Annotated in this window: 19 protein-coding genes; 17 read left to right on the forward strand and 2 right to left on the reverse strand. The window is 55.2% G+C overall.

What is annotated here, in order from left to right; genetic code table 11:
* Positions 1 to 107 precede the first annotated feature (107 nt).
* A complete protein-coding gene (locus MGLY_RS12745; RefSeq protein ID WP_156274402.1) occupies positions 108 to 1,178 on the forward strand; it encodes a TRAP transporter substrate-binding protein in 1,071 nt (356 codons plus the stop codon).
* Positions 1,179 to 1,595: 417 nt separating this feature from the next.
* On the opposite strand, the gene MGLY_RS12750 is transcribed toward MGLY_RS12745, so the two are convergent.
* A complete protein-coding gene (locus MGLY_RS12750) occupies positions 1,596 to 1,763 on the reverse strand; it encodes a hypothetical protein (RefSeq protein WP_156274404.1) in 168 nt (55 codons plus the stop codon).
* A gap of 202 nt (positions 1,764 to 1,965) precedes the next feature.
* On the opposite strand from MGLY_RS12750, the gene MGLY_RS12755 reads away from it, so the two are divergent.
* The 5 genes from MGLY_RS12755 (at position 1,966) to MGLY_RS12775 (ending at position 6,855) form a co-directional block, all read left to right on the forward strand.
* Complete coding sequence (locus MGLY_RS12755) at positions 1,966 to 3,270, forward strand: MFS transporter (protein ID WP_170291070.1); 1,305 nt, start codon at positions 1,966 to 1,968, stop codon at positions 3,268 to 3,270.
* 44 nt (positions 3,271 to 3,314) lie between these two features.
* On the forward strand, positions 3,315 to 4,541 hold the full coding sequence (locus MGLY_RS12760) for an MFS transporter (protein WP_277997854.1): 1,227 nt from the start codon (positions 3,315 to 3,317) through the stop codon (positions 4,539 to 4,541).
* A 179-nt stretch (positions 4,542 to 4,720) separates the two neighbouring features.
* Positions 4,721 to 5,284 (forward strand): HD domain-containing protein, encoded by a 564-nt coding sequence (locus MGLY_RS12765; protein ID WP_170291071.1) that lies wholly within the window; start codon positions 4,721 to 4,723, stop codon positions 5,282 to 5,284.
* Between the two features lie 225 nt (positions 5,285 to 5,509).
* Complete coding sequence (locus tag MGLY_RS12770; RefSeq protein ID WP_156274412.1) at positions 5,510 to 6,136, forward strand: flavodoxin family protein; 627 nt, start codon at positions 5,510 to 5,512, stop codon at positions 6,134 to 6,136.
* Positions 6,137 to 6,231: 95 nt separating this feature from the next.
* On the forward strand, positions 6,232 to 6,855 hold the full coding sequence (locus MGLY_RS12775; protein WP_170291072.1) for a flavodoxin family protein: 624 nt from the start codon (positions 6,232 to 6,234) through the stop codon (positions 6,853 to 6,855).
* 71 nt (positions 6,856 to 6,926) lie between these two features.
* On the opposite strand, the gene MGLY_RS12780 is transcribed toward MGLY_RS12775, so the two are convergent.
* Positions 6,927 to 7,076, reverse strand: a complete 150-nt coding sequence (locus tag MGLY_RS12780) for a hypothetical protein (protein WP_156274416.1) — start codon at positions 7,074 to 7,076, stop codon at positions 6,927 to 6,929.
* A 119-nt stretch (positions 7,077 to 7,195) separates the two neighbouring features.
* Between MGLY_RS12780 and MGLY_RS12785 the strand changes: the two genes are divergently transcribed.
* From MGLY_RS12785 to MGLY_RS12835, 11 genes are all read left to right on the forward strand, one after another.
* Positions 7,196 to 8,101 carry a glycyl-radical enzyme activating protein gene (locus MGLY_RS12785; protein WP_156274418.1) on the forward strand — a complete coding sequence of 302 codons (906 nt, stop codon included), beginning with the start codon at positions 7,196 to 7,198 and terminating at the stop codon, positions 8,099 to 8,101.
* A gap of 42 nt (positions 8,102 to 8,143) precedes the next feature.
* Positions 8,144 to 9,397 (forward strand): MFS transporter, encoded by a 1,254-nt coding sequence (locus tag MGLY_RS12790; RefSeq protein WP_156274420.1) that lies wholly within the window; start codon positions 8,144 to 8,146, stop codon positions 9,395 to 9,397.
* Between the two features lie 211 nt (positions 9,398 to 9,608).
* On the forward strand, positions 9,609 to 9,761 hold the full coding sequence (locus MGLY_RS12795; protein ID WP_156274422.1) for a hypothetical protein: 153 nt from the start codon (positions 9,609 to 9,611) through the stop codon (positions 9,759 to 9,761).
* The gene (locus MGLY_RS12800; RefSeq protein ID WP_211661882.1) at positions 9,748 to 10,008 is read left to right on the forward strand and encodes a benzylsuccinate synthase gamma subunit family protein; all 261 of its coding nucleotides are present in this window, start codon (positions 9,748 to 9,750) and stop codon (positions 10,006 to 10,008) included. Before MGLY_RS12795 ends, MGLY_RS12800 begins: the two co-directional genes overlap by 14 nt.
* A gap of 5 nt (positions 10,009 to 10,013) precedes the next feature.
* A complete protein-coding gene (locus tag MGLY_RS12805) occupies positions 10,014 to 12,602 on the forward strand; it encodes a glycyl radical protein (protein ID WP_156274426.1) in 2,589 nt (862 codons plus the stop codon).
* Between the two features lie 13 nt (positions 12,603 to 12,615).
* Positions 12,616 to 12,915, forward strand: a complete 300-nt coding sequence (locus tag MGLY_RS12810; protein WP_170291073.1) for a benzylsuccinate synthase beta subunit family protein — start codon at positions 12,616 to 12,618, stop codon at positions 12,913 to 12,915.
* A 99-nt stretch (positions 12,916 to 13,014) separates the two neighbouring features.
* Positions 13,015 to 13,875 (forward strand): AAA family ATPase, encoded by an 861-nt coding sequence (locus MGLY_RS12815; RefSeq protein ID WP_156274428.1) that lies wholly within the window; start codon positions 13,015 to 13,017, stop codon positions 13,873 to 13,875.
* A gap of 31 nt (positions 13,876 to 13,906) precedes the next feature.
* Positions 13,907 to 15,604 carry a VWA domain-containing protein gene (locus tag MGLY_RS12820; RefSeq protein ID WP_156274430.1) on the forward strand — a complete coding sequence of 566 codons (1,698 nt, stop codon included), beginning with the start codon at positions 13,907 to 13,909 and terminating at the stop codon, positions 15,602 to 15,604.
* 12 nt (positions 15,605 to 15,616) lie between these two features.
* Complete coding sequence (locus tag MGLY_RS12825; protein WP_170291074.1) at positions 15,617 to 16,585, forward strand: glycyl-radical enzyme activating protein; 969 nt, start codon at positions 15,617 to 15,619, stop codon at positions 16,583 to 16,585.
* Positions 16,582 to 17,160, forward strand: coding sequence for a DUF4125 family protein (locus MGLY_RS12830; protein WP_156274434.1), 579 nt, complete (start codon positions 16,582 to 16,584; stop codon positions 17,158 to 17,160). The genes MGLY_RS12825 and MGLY_RS12830 overlap by 4 nt, the downstream gene beginning before the upstream one ends.
* A 224-nt stretch (positions 17,161 to 17,384) precedes the next feature.
* Positions 17,385 to 17,756 (forward strand): pyridoxamine 5'-phosphate oxidase family protein, encoded by a 372-nt coding sequence (locus MGLY_RS12835; protein WP_156274436.1) that lies wholly within the window; start codon positions 17,385 to 17,387, stop codon positions 17,754 to 17,756.
* Positions 17,757 to 17,889: the final 133 nt, after the last annotated feature.

The following is a 17,889-nucleotide window of genomic DNA, read 5'->3' on the forward strand; positions in this document are numbered from 1 at the left end:
GAAATAAAAGGGGTGCAGGCCACCATATATTAAGTATAATTGCCAGACGGTCTCGGTGGAAAAACGGGCCAGAAGGAAAACTATTTTGCACGAGGAGGTACAGCTTCATGAAAAAGATTAGCAAATATTTTGTGTTTGTTATTTTGTTATTGACACTACTGCTTATTATTTTAACCGGTTGCGGGGGACAAAATACCGGGGACAAGGGTGCGGCGGGTAAAGAAGCTGCCGCTAAGAAAGCGGTAATCCGTTTCAGCCATGCTTTACCCGAGCACCACTGGATGGCCAAACAGATGCAAGGCTGGGCCGATCTGGCCAGGCAAAAAGCCAACGGCACCCTGGAAATTCAGATTTATCCGTCAGCTCAGCTCTATAAAGATCCCGATGTCTGGGAGGCGGTAATGACCGGCGGTATTGAAAGCGGGCACTCGTACATCTTCTATCATACGCGCTATGTACCCGAGGCTGCCGCCATGATAACATGGTTTTTATGGAATTCGACTCAGGAAGCTTATGATGTAGGCCTTAAAGGTCCGCTGAGGGCTAAAATAGACGCGGAGATGGAAAAGAAAGGGGTTAAAACCCTGGCCTGGCTGCCGTGGACTATCGAAGATTTTTGTTTTGTAACTACTAAACAGGTTAAAGTTCCCGCCGAGATGAAAGGAATGACGGTGCGGGCTACCGTGCCCGAGGATATAGCCTGGTATAAAAAGTGGGGGGTCAATCCCTCTAATATAAGCGGCTCCGAACTCTATATGGCCCTGCAGCGCGGGGTGATCCAGGGGGCGAGCGCGGTCGTGGCGACGTCGGTGGAGCGCAAACTCTACGAGGTGGCGCCTTATGCGGTACTGGTACCCTGCTATAATCAATTTTCCATAATCGGGATTAATAAGGGCTTTTTCGACAAGCTGGCTCCGGCACAGCAAAAAGCCCTGGTCGATGCCGCCCAAGAAGTGGAAGGCAAGAGCGTGGCCGTTGCTATGAAGAACTATGAAGAGATCATGAAGAAGGCGCAGGAAGTGGGCGTTAAAGTTTATAAACCGACGCCGGAAGAGATGAAGCTCTGGACAGAAGGCAAGGACGAGATACGCCAGCAAGTGTTTAAGGATAAGCCCCAGGTCCTGGAAGAAATCAAAAAGCTCGAGCAGCAACTGGCCGCCTACAGGCAGAAGAAATAGCTTTATTGGTCCCGACGCTGTACGGCATGCGGAGAACACGCTAATGACCAGGACCGTTTGTACCTGGGGGCCGGGAAATAGTGAGAATGGGCAATGAACTCAGCGTATGATGTTATGGATGAGATGCTAAGGGATAGCCTGCTGGCGTTACTGCCGGGCGAACGGTGAAGAGCAAACTTATCCTGCCCCTGTTCGGGGGCACTTTTTTTACCGCGCCGGAGGTGCTATCGCCGGGAGCGTGCTATTAACGACAACTGAAGCAGCAATCGGAGGTGTCAGTAATATGCGCAAGCAGGTTGGGGGCAAAAGGAATGGCATAATGTAGATTCTCACATTAATCCGGAAAAGCTTCTCACTATAAAATAACCTAAGAGAGTCCTGTTGGGGTATAGAGCCAGCCGGCCGAAGTTGATGCCCCTACACCCGGAAATGAGCTACCAGGCCATGGAACAGATCCTTGCGGAGCCGTACATCAAAGAAGAAGATAAGCAAGAACTGCGGGAGATAACTGAATACTGGCGAGCGCAGCCTGCAGGCGCGCGTGGAGGCGGCGCTGACCTCGGAAGAACGCCATATAGCGGGCACGGATACCGCTTTTCAGTCCACCACCTCTTCATTACTATATACAGTTGCCGCAGCAGGCCATTTTTGCGGTAAGTTCAGGCTGGTGAACGGTGTATTGATTGAAGTAAACATCAATTGTAATCGTGCTCGCCGGTATAAAGTTGGCATAATTCTTGCATGAAGGAAAGATCTAGAGTTTTAATAAAGGATGGTGGCCAAAAGCATGGTGGCAAAAAGCTTAGGTAACCGGTTTTTTTACGGTTGGGTCTGTGTGGGCGCGGCCTTTCTGGTTTTATTCGCCTACCAGGTTCATTACACTTTTGGAGTCTATCTGGAGCCGCTGGTAAACGAATTTGGCTGGTCCAGGGCATCCACGAGCGCGGCCTATTCTCTGGCCTGCGGTGTGTCGATCCCGCTGGGAATATTGTGGGGAAAAATACTGGATGTTTACGGGCCCCGCATAGTTTTTGCGCTTTCTTGCTTTTTAGGAGGGCTGGGGCTTTTCTTATCCGGCTTCATATCCCAGCTCTGGCAATTTTATCTGACCTTCGGCTTGCTGTGGGGCGCGGGCTGGAGCGCTTTTTTTCTCATTCCCAATAGTGTGGTCAGAAGATGGTTTATTAAAAAAGCGGGTCTGGCTCTTGGCATAGCCGTCTGCGGCATACCTTTGGGCTGGGTCGTTTTGTTTCCTTTAACTGCCTACTTGGTGGATGCTGTGAGCATTAAGGGCGCTTTTATGTCGATGGGGATTCTCATCTGGCTTATTGGTTTGGTGACTGCTATCGTGGTGAAGCAGTCGCCGGAGGATATAGGCCTTGGCCCCGACGGCGAGGTTTTGGAGCCGCTGGCGGAAGAGAGGGTTCCGTCTAGCCCGGGCTTTCAAGAGTGGGAGGCCGGTGAGGCAGTACGGAGCAGGAGTTTCTGGATGCTATGGCTGGTGATGTTTGGCCTGATTACGGTGTTGAGCGTGGTGACGGTCCACGGTCTGGCTCATTGTGTGCAGCGAGGTATACTCAGGGAGGTGGCTGCGCGTATCTTTGGCCTGATGGGCCTGATTAGCATCCTGGGCCGGTTGGGGTTCGGTTCCCTGGGGGACTACCTGGCCCGAAAAGGAATGCCTCCCATCCATGCGCGCAGGTACATGTACACTATTTCCGGCCTCCTGATGGGCCTGGGTATAATTATTCTTTCTAAGGTTAGCGGTCTTGGGGGATTATGGGCCTGGGCCTTTGTCTTCGGCGTCGGCTATGGTGCTCATGTACCCCAGACGGCAAGCATAACGGGCGATATGTTTGGTAGGAAGAACCTGGGCTTTATTATGACGCTCCTGGGAACGGCTCCGGGTTTGGCAGGCATAGCTGGACCCATCTTCGCAGGGTGGATTTATGACCTTACCGGCAGCTATGGCGTGGCCTTGCAGGTGGCCGTCCTTATCTGTTTGCTGGTAATGGTGTTTTCGTTGCTGATAGTACCGCCGCGAAGACTGGCCCGAGAGGCCGATGAAGATTATTGCCGGGTGGAGAGTTAGCGCAAGACGCCGGTCCCAATATTAATTACAGGGGACGTGCTGCTTTGAAAAATAAAAAAAGATGGCATGTTTTAAGCATTTTTCTGCTGGCAACTATAGGTTGTAGCGCTGGGCAGATGATGGCTCCTCCCCTTGCTCCCTTTTTAATGCGGGATTTGCACTTCAGCAAAATAGAACTTGGCCTTGTATTTTCGTCGACAAGTTGGGGTCCAATCACTACCGCTATTCTCTGGGGGTGGCTAACAGATAGGATCGGCGAGAAAAGCGTCCTGCCCCTGGGTGCAGGGATTGTCGTCCTGGGTCTCGTAGCTTTTTCCTGCGGCACCGGGCTGGCTACCCTGGTTCTAAGTGGATTGCTCATCGGTACTGGTTTCGCCTGCCTCCTGCCCTTAACTAATCGCGGCATAGCCGTGTGGTTCCCGGCAAGCGAAAGGGCCCTGGCCATCGGCATCAAACAGGCAGGAGTACCTGTAGGAGCAGCCGTGGTGGCCGCTTTCTTGCCCCCCCTGGCCCTGGCCGGCGGCTGGCGGTTTGCCGTCCGCATGACGGCTTTATTTACCTTTATTTTGGGTGCTGTTAGCGTAGCCCTATACTGGCCGGCGGCTAAATCTAAAAATATTTCTACCTTTAGCTGTGGGGCTACCGCAACTTCCAACCCGGCAGCATATCTCCGGCCGGGCAAAAAGGTATTTGTGATCATAATTGTTCTCGGTTTGGGCTTTATTATGGTACAGCATGTTGTTCAAGGCTTTACCGTGCCGTACTTCCAGGAAGTGCTTGCTTTTTCAGAGGTTACCTGCGGCTATTATCTGGCCCTGGTGCAAATTAGCGGTGGCCTGGGCCGGCCGGTTTATGGTTTTGTCAACGATTATCTTTTTAAGGGACGGCATCCGGCCTCTCTATTTTCTTTGGCACTTGTGGTCGCGGGGGCAACCCTCCTGTTTTCGTTGCTCGCCCCTGCCAGTTCTTTCTATTTGGTTCTTGTGCTTACCTTTGTTTTGGGCTTTACTTCCATGGCCTGGTTTGGCCCCTACTACGCTTTACTTACCGAGGCTTTGGGTTCCAGGCGGGCTGGCTTTGCCGGCGGTTTAGGCCAGACCATAAACTCCGCTGGTATTGCAGCGGCAAGCCCCATTTTTGGCTGGATTATAGATACTACTAATTCTTACCGCGTGGCTTTTCAGGCTTTTGCCGCCTGGCTGGTCTTCGCTGCCGTCCTGCTTTTTATCTGCTCCGGGAAGTCCTTCTTGCGAGGGAAAGACTTCCCGTAACTGTACGCTACTATGCGGAGAACATGCTAATGAGCAGGACTGTTTGTACCTGGGGGCCAGGAAATAAACTGACCCCCGGCAGGTTGACAAATATGAGGGCGCCCCCGTAACTCGCAAGCTAAGGCGCGATTGCCGGGTTGCGGAAGGACGAAACTGGTATGAGGAGGTACAATAATAAAATGACGGAAATTAGTTCAGTGGAATTGCTAAATTTTTTACCAGAAATTGAATTAATAGGTGATCAATACTTAAAAAATGGAGTAGTGAATACCTGGCAGCTGGCCTTTAAGAATACTTCGTGGAAGAGGGTCGATGATGTACCCTTTGCAAGCGGTGCTGTGCCAGGGGTTAGCCTCATGCAACACACCCGGGCAGTTGTCCAGGCAGCAATACAACTGGCGAAGATCATGGCGGCAACCCATGGAATAAAAGTTGAGCTTGATAAGGTAGTTGCCGGAGCGGTGTTACACGATGTATCCAAACTAGTGGAATATGAGGCGCCTGATGGAAGACAGGTGTCTAATATTGGGAAAAGGTTTCCTCACGGTTTTTATGGCGCTGTCTTCGCAATCCAAGCCGGATTACCAGACGAAATAGCCCATCTTATCGTGAGTCATACTCATACCTCGCCGGTAGCCCCCCAGACGATGGAGGGTATAATTATACGTGATGCCGATTATGCTGTAGCCAATATAGCCCTGGGGGGTAAGTTAGAAGAAATGCTTAGAGGGTATCACAAATGAATGATTTGTCGCCGTCGGTATAACTTCCCCGCCAAAGCAGCTAGTTGTCCGGTTTATTTGCTTAACGCCAGGTTGATTTTTGTAAACAGGCCGGCGGGCCTGGTTGTTTGTTTTGCTTGCCTGGCATGGTTTTTGCATAGAAGGGTATTAGAGAAGCCCTGCCGGTTACAGGCTCTAACAACCTGGGCCTGGACGGGCGGGAAAATTTAACAGGAGGTGCTGGCCATGAAAATTACCGGGGTAGTATGTACTCCCAGGGTGGGGGGCAACTCGGAGGTGCTAGTAAGGCAGGCTTTAGCCGGTGCTGCCGCAGCCGGAGCGGAAGGGGATATTATTTTTATCCGAGACAAACATATCCAGCCATGCGACGGCTGCCTGAACTGCAGCAAGACGGGGAGCTGCCACTGGCGCGATGACATGGAGGAGATTGGCGAGCAATTGGTAGCATCTGATGGTATAGTTATCGGCGTGCCTACTTACTGGACGATAGGAGGGCTGGGAGTAACTTTTCTGGACCGGGTATTACCTTATTTTTATGCCGGCCGGCTGGCCAATAAGGTGGGGGCAGGGATTGTCGTCGGGGCAAGGGTGGCAGTGGATACAGTGGCCGGAGTTCTCCGCCGCTTTTTCCTGTACGGCCATATGCACTGTGTGGAATGCATCTGCCATTATGGTACCATGCCCGGCGATATAGCCCAAAATGAATACGCCATGAAGCAGGCCTGGGAACTGGGAAGGCTGATGGTCCTGTTTGCCGCGAACGGCAACCGCTATCCCGAAGAATTTACCATTCCCTTTTCCAGTTATATAAAGAAAAAGTATCATGTTTTACCTTTCCGTCTTCCCTCGTAATGCTGGATGATAAGGTCTCCTTAGCCGGATTGCGGCCCGGCTGGGCTGGGAGAGGGATGGCCGCTGGGGGAGCACAGGCAGGGGGGATGGCTGTCTTGGCTGTTAAAGTTGTTGCGGTGGCCGGGAGCCATCGCCGCAACGGCAATACTGAACTGGCCCTGGGGATTATGGCCGTTAAGCTGGCGGAGTTTGGTGTCGAAACCGAAATACTGCCGCTGGCCGGCAAAAAAATCGAACCATGTCGGGCTTGCGACAGGTGCAAGCAGGTACGGCAGTGCCTTATAAGCGACGATCTGGTGGAAGTAATGGAAAAAATGGCCGCGGCTGATGGGATTATTCTAGCCAGCCCCGTGTATAGCTTTAATATTACTCCTGTGATGCATAACCTGCTGGTCCGGGGTAACCGTTATTTTCATATCCTGGCCGCGCCGAAACCGGCGAAAGAATATGTTTTTTCTTATGCTAATGTCCCTTCTTCTATATTGCGGGGCAAGGTGGGGGCGGCGTTAACGGTTGCGCGGCGGGCTGGCGGCGGCGCCGCCCTGGCCGGTTTGTATAATTTTATGCTGGTAAATGAGATGTACGTAGTAGGATCCTGCTATGAAACCAGTATTTTTGGTTACAACCGGGGGGAAATAACCCAGGACAGAGAAGGGATAAACAACCTGCGCCGCCTGGCAGAAAATATGGGGGTGCTCTTGCAAAAATTGTCCTGCTAACTACCGGGCTGGCGGCAAAAATAGGGTGGAAGTATAGGGGGTGTTCCTACTAAAAAATTGCCCGGTTCTTTTTAACCTCGGGCTTTTTCTTTTACCAGGGCCAGCAGCACCAGGGCCAGGGCCAGGATCATGGCGAGGAAGAGCCAGGCCGCCATGTAGGATTCCAGGCGTAAAAGAGAATAAAAAATGTTTGATTTCGTTAACAGGTGGCGTTTAAGCAAATAAACGCCACCTTTTTTTCAGGAGCTAGGGCTTTTAAAAATGAACCTTCTTGCTCTGGCATATTTCTTGCTAATCTCTTTTTTATAGAGAGATGTAAGAGAAAGGAGCAGCCCCGCAAGTGAAAGATGGCCCGGACGGTATAGTGCTGGACATTCAACGTTTTACCACCTGGGCGGGCCCGGGGATCCGTACTACCGTTTTCCTGAAGGGCTGCGCCCTGCGCTGCCCGTGGTGTTGCAATCCAGAGGGATGGGACCCGCAACCGGAAATTCTTTTCCGGGAGCTAAAATGCAGCCGGTGCGGCGATTGCCTGGCCGTATGCCCGGTGCCAGGGGCAATTGATTTGAGCGCTCCCGGCCTGATCAACCGGAAAATCTGTACCCGTTGCCTGCAATGCGTAGACGCCTGCCGCTATAAAGCCCTGCTACCGGTGGGCAGCAAGCTTACAGTGGCCGAGGTGATGGATGAGGTGTTGCGGGATAGCCTCTTTTATTTCAACAGCAAAGGGGGACTTACGGTTTCCGGCGGGGAACCCCTGTTCCAGGCGGATTTTACCGCGGCGTTATTCCAGGAAGCCAGGCGTTACGGTTTGCATACCTGCCTGGATACGTCCGGCTACGCTCCCCCGGAAAACCTGGAAAAAGTTCTTCCCCATGTTGATCTGGTCCTTTATGATGTTAAGCATACCAATGCTGCCCGGCATCACCGCAAACTCGGGGTACCCAACTGGTTGATCCTAGATAATTTGCGGAAAATAGCCGGCAGCGTCGAGATAATTTTAAGCGCTCCCCTGGTACCCGGCTTTAACGATGCCGGGGATTTTATCCAGGAACTGGGCCAGCTGGCCTGTTCCCTGGGGATCAGGGAGGTCCACCTCTTACCCTATCACGGTATGGGCGAGCCCAAATACCGCATGCTGGGCCGCTTAATGAAGTTCGAGGCCCAAGCAATAGATACAGGTAAACTGGAGAACTTTCAACAACAACTGGAGGCCAGGGGGTTGCTGGTGGATATCGGCGGTTAAGGAAAGCATGTGGCAACGAAAGCGAGAAGGAGGGGAAAAGGCATGGTAAAACGCTTTTATTACGGCTGGGTATGCGTGGGGGCAGGTTTTTTAATCCAGTTTTTGTACGGCGTCCATTACGCCTTCGGGCTATTTTTAGAGCCCCTGGCGGGAACCTTCGCCTGCAGCAGGGTTGCTATCAGTGTGGCGCCGGCGTTGATGTACGGGGTAGCCATTCCGGCCCGGCTGGTCTGGGGGAGAATGTTGGATGTTTACGGCGCCCGCCTCACTTTTGCCCTTTCCTGCCTGCTGGGCGGGGCCGGGCTTATTTTATCCGGTTTAACCAGGGAACTCTGGCAATTCAATCTGACCTATGGCGTGTTGTGGGGAGCGGGCTGGAGCGCCTTCTTTTTTACCTCCAGCGGCCTTATCCGGCGCTGGTTTGCGAAAAAAGCGGGCCTGGCCCTAGGTATAGCCGGCTGCGGCACCCCCTTTGGCTGGCTGGTAGTGCTGCCCCTGGCCGGATATTTAATAAGCAGGTTGGGATGGCGGGGTGCCTTTTTCGCTCTGGGCGCCCTGACCTGCCTGGTGGGGCTGGTAGCGGCGGTGGTGGTGAAAAATGCGCCGGAGGATATCGGCCTTGCCCCCGATGGCGACCCCCTGGGACCTATCTCTGCCAGGGAAGGCGGAGCGGTTCCGGGTGCCGTCGATTGGGAAGTAGGCGAGGCAATACATAGCCGGAGCTTCTGGTTCACGGGGCTGGCAACTTTTGGCCTGCTGGCCGGGTTGACCATTATCACGGTTCATGGCGTTGCTTATTGTGTCGAGCGGGGCATTGCCCGTGAGACAGCCACCTATATTTTTGGCATCATGGGATTGCTGGCCCTCCCGGGCAAGCTGGGCGGCGGCCTGTTTGGTGATTACCTGGTGCGCCGGGGATTGGCTGCCGTCCATGCCCGCCGGTACATGCTGGCCCTTTCGGGTTTGCTGATGGGAGTGGGGATAATTATTTTACTCCGGCTCGCCGGCCCTGGCTGGCTATGGGCCTGGGCTTTAGCCTTTGGTATCGGTTATGGGATTCACGGGCCCCAGATGGGCGCAATTATAGGTGATATGTTTGGGAGAAAGAATATCGGTTTGCTCATGACGCTTATCTCGGGAATTGCCGGGGGTTTAGGGGGCCTGGTCAGTCCCATGCTGGCAGGGTGGACCTACGACCTTACGGGGAACTATCAGGTGGCCCTGCAGCTAGCCATCCTTTTCTGTGCCCTGGCGGTCATCTTTTCCGTTTTAATAACAACCCCCCGGAAAGCATAATGTGGTGCCCGCTAGCACCGGCCGGATCAGGGGGAAGCAGGGGCAGCCCGGCAATAACCGCCATCCTGCTGGCGCCGATTGCCAGTGAGGGGAGTGGACGAGTACCCGTAAAGAAGACGAAACCTGCCGGGCCTGCGAGCGAGGCCCGGAATGTAGCAGTCTCCCATTAGCGTGGTACCGCCGCTGTCAATGTGGGGGAAAGTTAACGAAAATGTTTACAACCGCCAACATGGCCCGGGCCGTAGTTGGAATTTTAGGGTTATTGTTTGCTGGCACGGAATTTGCATCTATAGATTTTTGGGGAAATAAAATATCAGGTATCCAGGCGGCGCCGGTGACGCTCGAAGGAGGTGAAGGTTATTGAACCGGTAAGAGAGCTGGTGCATGGGGAAGAGCATAAAACTTCAAGAAAGGTGGTTTTTATGGCTTACTGCAAAGAGTGTCGTTTCTTTTTCCCCATTCCTCAGGATGCCGATGATTACGAACCGGGTAAAGGGGACTGCGTCCGGGAAGAACAGGACGACAAGGGCAAATACTGGCTGGCCAAACCGGTAATGGGTGAGCAGGATGCAGGCAAGTGTGGATTTTTTATTAAAAGGATAGGAGGGTGAGTTTTATGGCGCTGGCCCATGAACCTGTAGAATATAAAGGCAGGCTGATCGAATTTCCTTTAGAAAACCCGGCGGAAAAGGATATCCCCCTGGAGGAGATCCACCAGCACCTGGCCCGGCCGAGCACGCCGCGGACCAGGAGGCTGAAGGAGAACTGCCGCTGGAAGCACACGGCGGCCGGCGAATTCGTCGACGAGGGCGTCAAAGCCGGTATCGAGCGCATGCGCTTGATTACCGAAAGCCATAAGCAGTCCGTCGGTAAACCCAATGTCATCAGGCGCGCCCTGATGTTGGACAATTTCCTGCGTAAGTGTACGGTTTTGTTGATGGAAGACGAGCTGATCGTCGGTTATCATGCCGAAAACCCGAAGTGGATACCCCTTTTCCCGGAGCTTTCCTACATGCAGATCCAGGATTACCTGCAGAGCAAGTACGCGCCGGAGCCGGCGGATGAAGCCAGGGAAATTGCTGAGTATTGGAAACCCTACTCCCTCCAGGCCGCCTGCGAGCCCTATTTTACCAAGGAAGAGCTCAAGGCCGCCTACCACCCGGCGATCATCGAATCCCCCGGCTTTGCCAACGGCTACAACAGCATCGTGCCTCCCTACGAGACGGTGCTGGAAGACGGCCTGTTGAAGCGCATCGCCATGGCGGAGCAGCACATCAAAGAAGCCAGGGAGAAACTGGCCGAACTGCCCTGGCATGCCGACCGGCTGGAGCTGACCGACAAGATCGACAACTGGCAGGCCATGATTATCGCCGACAAGGCCGTCATTGTCTGGGCGCGGCGCCACGCCCGCCTGTGCCGCATTGTGGCCGAAAACTTCGAGACGGACCCCAAACGTAAAGAAGAACTGCTGATGATCGCCGACATCTGCCACCGCGTGCCGGCCGAACCGTGCAGGGGCTTACGCGATGCCATGCAGGCCAAGTGGTTTACCTATCTCGTCTGCCACGCCATCGAGCGCTATGCCAGCGGCTACGCCCACCTGGAAGACAAACTGCTGTGGCCGTATTATAAGGCCAGCGTGATTGACAAGACCTTCCAGCCCATGACCCACGCCGATGCCGTGGAACTGTTCGAGTGCGAGCGCCTGAAGGTTTCCAACCACGGCGCCGGCAAGTCGCGCCAGTACCGCGAGTACTTCCCGGGCGCCAATGACCTCTTCATCCTCACTATCGGCGGCCTGAACCGCTACGGCGAGGACAACTGCACCGACTGCACCGACGCCATTCTGGAGGCGGCGCGCAATATCCGGACCACCGAGCCCTCCATTGTCTTCCGCTGGCACCCCAAGTGCCGCCTGAAGACCAAGCGCCTGGTGTTCGAGTGCATCCGCGACGGCCTGGGTTACCCCTCCATCAAGCACCAGGCCATCGGCACAGCGCAGCTTTTGTGGCTGGGCCAGTTCAGCAAGAACAAGAACGGCGCCACGCCGGAAGAAGCCCAGGAATGGGCCAACGTCCTCTGCATGTCGCCGGGCCTGGTGGGCCGGCGCAAGACCCAGAAGACCCGGAGCGAGGGCGGCAGTTCCATCTTCACCGACAAGGTTCTGGAACTCACCCTCTTTGACGGCTATGACTGGAGCTACGCCAACGACCAGTTCGGCCCCCACACCGGCGATCCCCGTGACTTCAAGACCTTTGAAGAGCTATGGGAGGCTTACCGGAAACAGTACCAGTACTTCATGAGCCTGGCCATCCGGTGTAAAGATACATCCCGCAAGATGGAGGGGCGCCTGCTGCAGATGCCCTTCGTCTCCAGCATCGACGACGGCTGCATGGAGTACGGCATGGACGCCATGGTCCTGTCCGAGCAGCCCAACCCCTGGCACAACCCCATCAGCAACGCCGTGGCCCTCAACTCCCTGGTGGCCATCAAGAAGCTGATCTACGATGAGAAGAAATACACTATGGACGAACTCATTGAGGCCCTGAAAAACAACTGGGAAGGCTACGAGAAGATGCATAAAGACTTCCTGGAGGCGCCCAAGTGGGGTAACGACGATCCCTATTGCGACGCCATCGGCAAGGCCCTCTTTGAAGACATCATCTCCGGCGAAATGCGCAAGATCATCAACTACTCCGGGGCACCGGTAACGCCCGGCGGCCAGGCAGTGGGCGCTTACATGCAGGTCGGCTCCCGCATGGGCCCGACGCCGGACGGCCGCTACGGCGGCGACCCGGCGGCCGACGGCGGCATCTCGCCCTACCAGGGCACCGACAAGAAGGGACCCACGGCGGTGCTGAAGTCGGTGTCCAGGGTCAACGCCGCCACCCAGAAGGCCGAACTGTTGAACCAGCGGCTGTCGCCGTCCATCATGCGCAGCAAGCATGGCTTCAAGATCTGGCTCAGCTACATGAACACCTGGTACGACCTGAATATCGACCACGTCCAGTTCAACGTGGTCAGCGCCGAGCAGATGCGGGCCGCCCAGCGGGAACCGGAAAAGCACCGCGACCTGATTGTGCGGGTTGCCGGTTACAGCGCTCGCTTTGTAGACCTTTCCAAGTACGGCCAGGATACCATCATCGCCAGGACCGAGCAGGACTTCGGGGCGCAGGACCTGGAGTTCCTGGATGCGGAACTCTAAAGGAGGCCTGAAGATGGATAATTTCTACAGGGAGATTATCAAATCCGATGCCATTACCCCCAGCGACCCGGCGACGCGCAAGCCTTTACACGGGGACAACCGGGGCATCGGTATCAGGCTGGAACCGGGAACGCCGCGTTCCTGCTACAAATGCCGGTGGGGTACGGCCGATCCCACCGTCCCCAGCAAGGGGCAGTGCGTGGCCCTGAAAAATAAAATGGGCGCCATCTGGAAGCGCTTCATTCCCGACTACTTCAACATGACCTGCGACCGCTTTGAAGAAGGGGATGTTGATTTCCGCGAACACGTCTAACTGGATGGCCCGGGAGCAGGTAAAACCAGGCCGGGGTTGCCTGCTCCCGGTTTTCGTAGAACCAGCCGCGGTTTTGAAGAGCGAAAGGCGGAGTAAGATATGAACAACAATAACTTGAAAATTCCTGAGCCCGACCCTTTCTTCTATATTGATGCCGAAACCCGCATCATGCTCCACCATTTCGAGGCAATTTCCCGCAAGCACCCCGTCAATATTCTCATAACGGGCAAGCAGGGATGCGGCAAGTCAAGCCTGGTGCGGCAATTCGCCGCCGTTTATCAACGTCCCCTGGCCACCTTCCAGGTCGGCATTCTTTCCGAACCGGGCCAGCTCTTCGGCGAGCATGCCCTGGTAGACGGCGAGACGCGCTACCGCCCCTACCTGTTTCCCCAGGCCGTCCAGACCCCCCGCTGCGTCATTCACCTGGAGGAAATCAACCGGCCCGAACACCCCAAGGCCCTGAACATGCTCTTTTCCCTGCTGGCGGAAGACAGGCGGGTGTGGATAGATGAACTGGGCCTCATTGAGGTAGCCCCGGGGGTAGTTATTTTCGCCACCATGAACGAAGGCGAAGAGTTCGTGGGTACGGAAATGCTGGACCCGGCCTTGCGGGACCGCTTCTATACCATTCTCATGGATTACATCCCGGCAGAGGTGGAGGCGGAGGTCCTGGCCCAGAAAACCGGCGTCGACCGGGAACAGGCGCGTGAAATCGTCAACATTGTTAATAAGATGCGGGGGCACGCCGAGACGCCTTTAGATGTCTCGACGCGCACCTCCCTGATGATCGCCGAGCTGGTGGCGGCGGGGGCGTCTATCAGGGAAGCGATTACCTTCAGCATGCAGATTGACCGGGAACACCTGGAATCTATCCTCCTGGCCCTGCACCTGGAGAAAGGATTGACGGATGCCAGGAAAACGACCAGATATATCCTTTTTACCGGGGACCTGGATTTATAAACCTCCGGGGAGAGAGCAAGGGGGGGCTTTTATGGAACAGGAGAAGGGCGCTCCCGGCGCGGTTATCAAAAGCTTTTATATACCAGGCGAAGAAGGGATATCGGAATATTGGCGCCGCCATAAATCTACAGTGGTGTCCCTGGAACTGGCCCGCTTGCTGGCCGCCCTGCGCAAGCTGACGGGTTACCTGGGGATGAACGTGGGCAGCATTATCTGGGAAGGCATGAAATCCCCCGAAGAAACCTCGGCCATCATCCTCGACCCCTCCCTGGTACGGGGAAAATACCCCGTACCGGCCAGCAAGACCGACTATGTGGTGGGAGTTACCGTAAGGGAGGCCTACCGGCGCATCGAGTGGAGCGAGAAGGCGGAGCAGCTGGCCTGGGAGAAGGCCGGCAAAATAGAAGCGGTCCAGCGTTACAAGTTTCAGCAGTACCTGGAGATGGCCGAAAGGATCTACCTGGATACCCTGGCCAACAGATCAGTCCTGGGCCTGTACGCGGAAGTAGCCCGGCGGAACGATTTTAACCGGGCGCAAAAGCATTTTCTCCCGCCGCCGTCAGTGGAAGAATTGCTCCACCTCTGGTGGTTCCTGGCCGCCGATAGGGTTAGTCCCGGGTATCAGGAAGAATTTTCGGCAAAGGTTTATAACCAGGCGACTGCCGAACAGGTAGCCCTTTACCGGGAACCGTTACGCCTGCTCAATACCATTATAGGCCGGCTGCTCAAAGAATGTCCCTCCCGGCACAGCGTCCTGGAACGCTGCCATTACCGCTCCGACCTCTATGTGGAGATATGGCCTTCCTTCCTCGATATAGTAAAATTCTGGCCGGCCGATCGCCAGTCGGCCCTGATGGAGGGCGAGGGCGAGCCGTATACGTACCGCGAACCTGCCGCCAGGATTTCCGAGGCCACCCTGCGGGCCATTGAAGCGGCCCTGGCCGAGAGCCTGGATTTAACGGCCGAGGTGAGAAGGGTTTGCGAGGGCGACGAGGGGACAGTAACCATCAAAACGGGTAAAATCATTTTACCCCTGGAAGAAAAACTGGACCGGCAGCTCTACCTGCACCTGAAAGCCAGCTTGCGCCTGCGTTCCCGGAAAAGGAATGTCATCAGCCGCGGTTTAAAGAGCGGTAAGATCGACCCCCGCCGCCTCTACCGGGCGCCGGTAACGGGGGAAGTCTTTCTTTATAAGAAAGCGGTCTATGAAATGGATTACGATATCATCCTCTTAGTTGATGCTTCCGGTTCCATGGTTGGCCCCAAGTGGAAGAATGCCCAGCGGGTTTTTTATGCCCTGTATGAGGCGCTGAAGGAACTGAACCGGGAGACGCGGGTGTTTGCCTATAACGAAGCCTTTGATACCTGCTATCTGACAGAATTATCGCGTAAGGGTATGCTTTATACCGTCGTTCCGCGGGGGAAAACGGCTTCGGGAGAAGCCATTATCGCCACGGCGCTGATGTTAAAGCAGCGGCAACGCCCGCGGCGGCCGCTGATCATCCACCTTACCGACGGCGCCTCCAACTGGGGGAGCGAGGTCAGGCATGCCATCGAGTACTGCCGGAAAGAGCGCCTAGGACTATTAACCCTGGGACTGGGGTGCAGCAAGGAAAGCCGGGCGGAATTGAAAAGAGAATACGGTGACCAGGTAAGATTTATCGATGACATTAAAAGTCTGCCCCGAAAGTTCGCTGAATTGATTACTCAGGCAGGCCGCCTGCATTAAGAGGTGATAAATTTGACCGCGATTGAACCGGCAGCCTTGCCGGACCGGCAACCGCTCATTACCAACATCCAGCGCTATTCTGTGCAGGATGGGCCGGGCATCAGGACGACCATTTTTCTTAAAGGTTGTCCCCTCAGGTGCCCCTGGTGCCATAACCCGGAAACCCAGGATCCCGAACGGGAAATAAACTATGACCAGGAAAAGTGCACCGGTTGCGGCGCCTGCGTGCAGGTCTGCCCGTCCGGGGCCGCCCGCCTGGAGGGCGCGATCAGCGTTCTGGACCGGGGCCAGTGCACCAGGTGCGGCCGCTGCGTGGACGCCTGCCCCGCCGGGGCCAGGGAATGGTCCGGCCAGGCCATGACCATCGAGGAAATCGTCAGGGAGGCCAAAGATGATGAAATGTTTTTCCTGAGTTCCGGCGGCGGGGTAACCATCAGCGGCGGCGACCCCCTGTATTTTCCTCGTTTTACCCTGGAACTGGCCCGGCGGCTGCAAGACGAGCTGCTGCACGTGGCCATCGACACCGCTGCTTTCTGCCAGTGGTCCTACCTGGATGAGTTGCGCCCCTATGCCGATCTTTTTCTTATTGACCTGAAGACCATGGACGGCGACAAGTACCGGGATGTCATCCGCGGTAGCCTGGCGGTGGTGCAGCAGAACCTGGAAAGGCTGGCGGCTGCCGGGGCCACCATCAGGGTGCGCATCCCGGTTATACCGGGATTCAACGACAGCGAGGCCGATTACGACGCTTTTGCCGCCTACCTGGGTACCCTCAAAGGCAGGATAGCCGGGGTGGACATCCTTCCCTTCCATTCCTACGCCGGGAAGAAGTACAGACTCCTCGACAGGTGGGATAGTTACCAGTACCGGGACACGGAATCCCTGCAGCCAGAAGATGTGCTGGGATTGGCCCGGAAACTGAAGCAGGCCGGTTTTTCCCCGGCCGATAACAGCCTGACGGTGGGAGGCCTGACGGGATGAAAAAAAGGGAATTGATTAAAGAAATTTTACAGATCGAACTGGAGATGTTTAAGCAGGTGCGCACCGCTGCACCCAGCCGCTGCCAGGAAAACACGGACAGCTTTCTCCTGGTCCGGGGGGCGGCCTTTGCCAACTGGTCGGAGCAAACCCTGGCGTGCTACCTCCAGGACCTGCAGGAAGCCCGGCAGGAGGGCAGAAACCTGATGACGGAAAAGTACGCCCGCATGGATAACCTGATCCCGTGTTTGAATGATAACCCGTTGATTGACGATATCATGGCCATCGAAATCGAATGGGAAAAAGAGGTCAGGGCTAAATATCCCCATGTGATTGGCCGGCCTTCCGGGGAAGGGGTGGAAACAGGAGACGATATGGCCTATTTTAAAAACTACCTGCGCAGCGAACTGGAAACCTATTCGGACGCCACCCTTGTGAGTTATTACACCGATTTACTGGCGGCGGTGGGCAATAACGAAAATCTAGCTGAGAAGACCTTTGCTACTATCTTTCGCCGGATGGGGTTTGCCTCCCTGGCAGAAGCGGAGGCTTATTTGGCCCGGAAGGCGTGCGGGTAAGGGTTTGGCTGCTTAACAAATTCGTTAACTTTTGTGAACGGTTGCCGGGACAACCGTTTCTAGTCAAGCGCAATTTTGTCCTGGCACGGTTTTTGCAACGGAATAAAAGATGAGGCAGGACCAAATTCAGGTAGGAGGTAAACGAGTTCCAGCAAAAAAATACTCAAAGATTTTGTTCTCGAAGTCACCATTGGTGGCTAGAAATAACAGAGGAGGAGATAAAGTTGGCAACCCTGACACCCGCCATGCAAAAATTTATCGGCGAGAACCTGTGCCTGATCGCCACCGTCAATAAGGACTGCCACCCCAACGTGGCCCCTAAAGGCACCTTTAGAGTGCTGGACGAAAAAAACCTTGCCTACGCTGAAATTTACGGCCAGCTGACCTACCAGAACCTGCTTGCCAATCCCTATGTCTGTGTGGTGGCCGTCAACCGCCAGGAGCGAGCCATGGTCAGGTGCAGCGGCCTGGCTGAAATTGTCACAGCAGGCCAGCTCTACGACGAAATGGCCGCCCAGGTGGAAAAAAAGGGCCTGCCCCGGCCCCAGGCGGTAGTAAAAATTGCTCTGACGGAAGTACGCTCGTCTAAAGTTTGACCCGGTATATACCTAATCTCATTTGCGGCGGGGAGGTGCCGCGCAAAGTCTGCCCTTACTGCAAGGAAGCTTTTATGGGTTATACAGGCGATCCTCCCGTTTGCCCAGCCTGTGGCCGGGAACTGCCGCCAGA

This window comes from Moorella glycerini, assembly GCF_009735625.1.
GTDB classification, from domain to species: Bacteria; Bacillota; DSM-521; order Neomoorellales; family Neomoorellaceae; genus Neomoorella; species Neomoorella glycerini.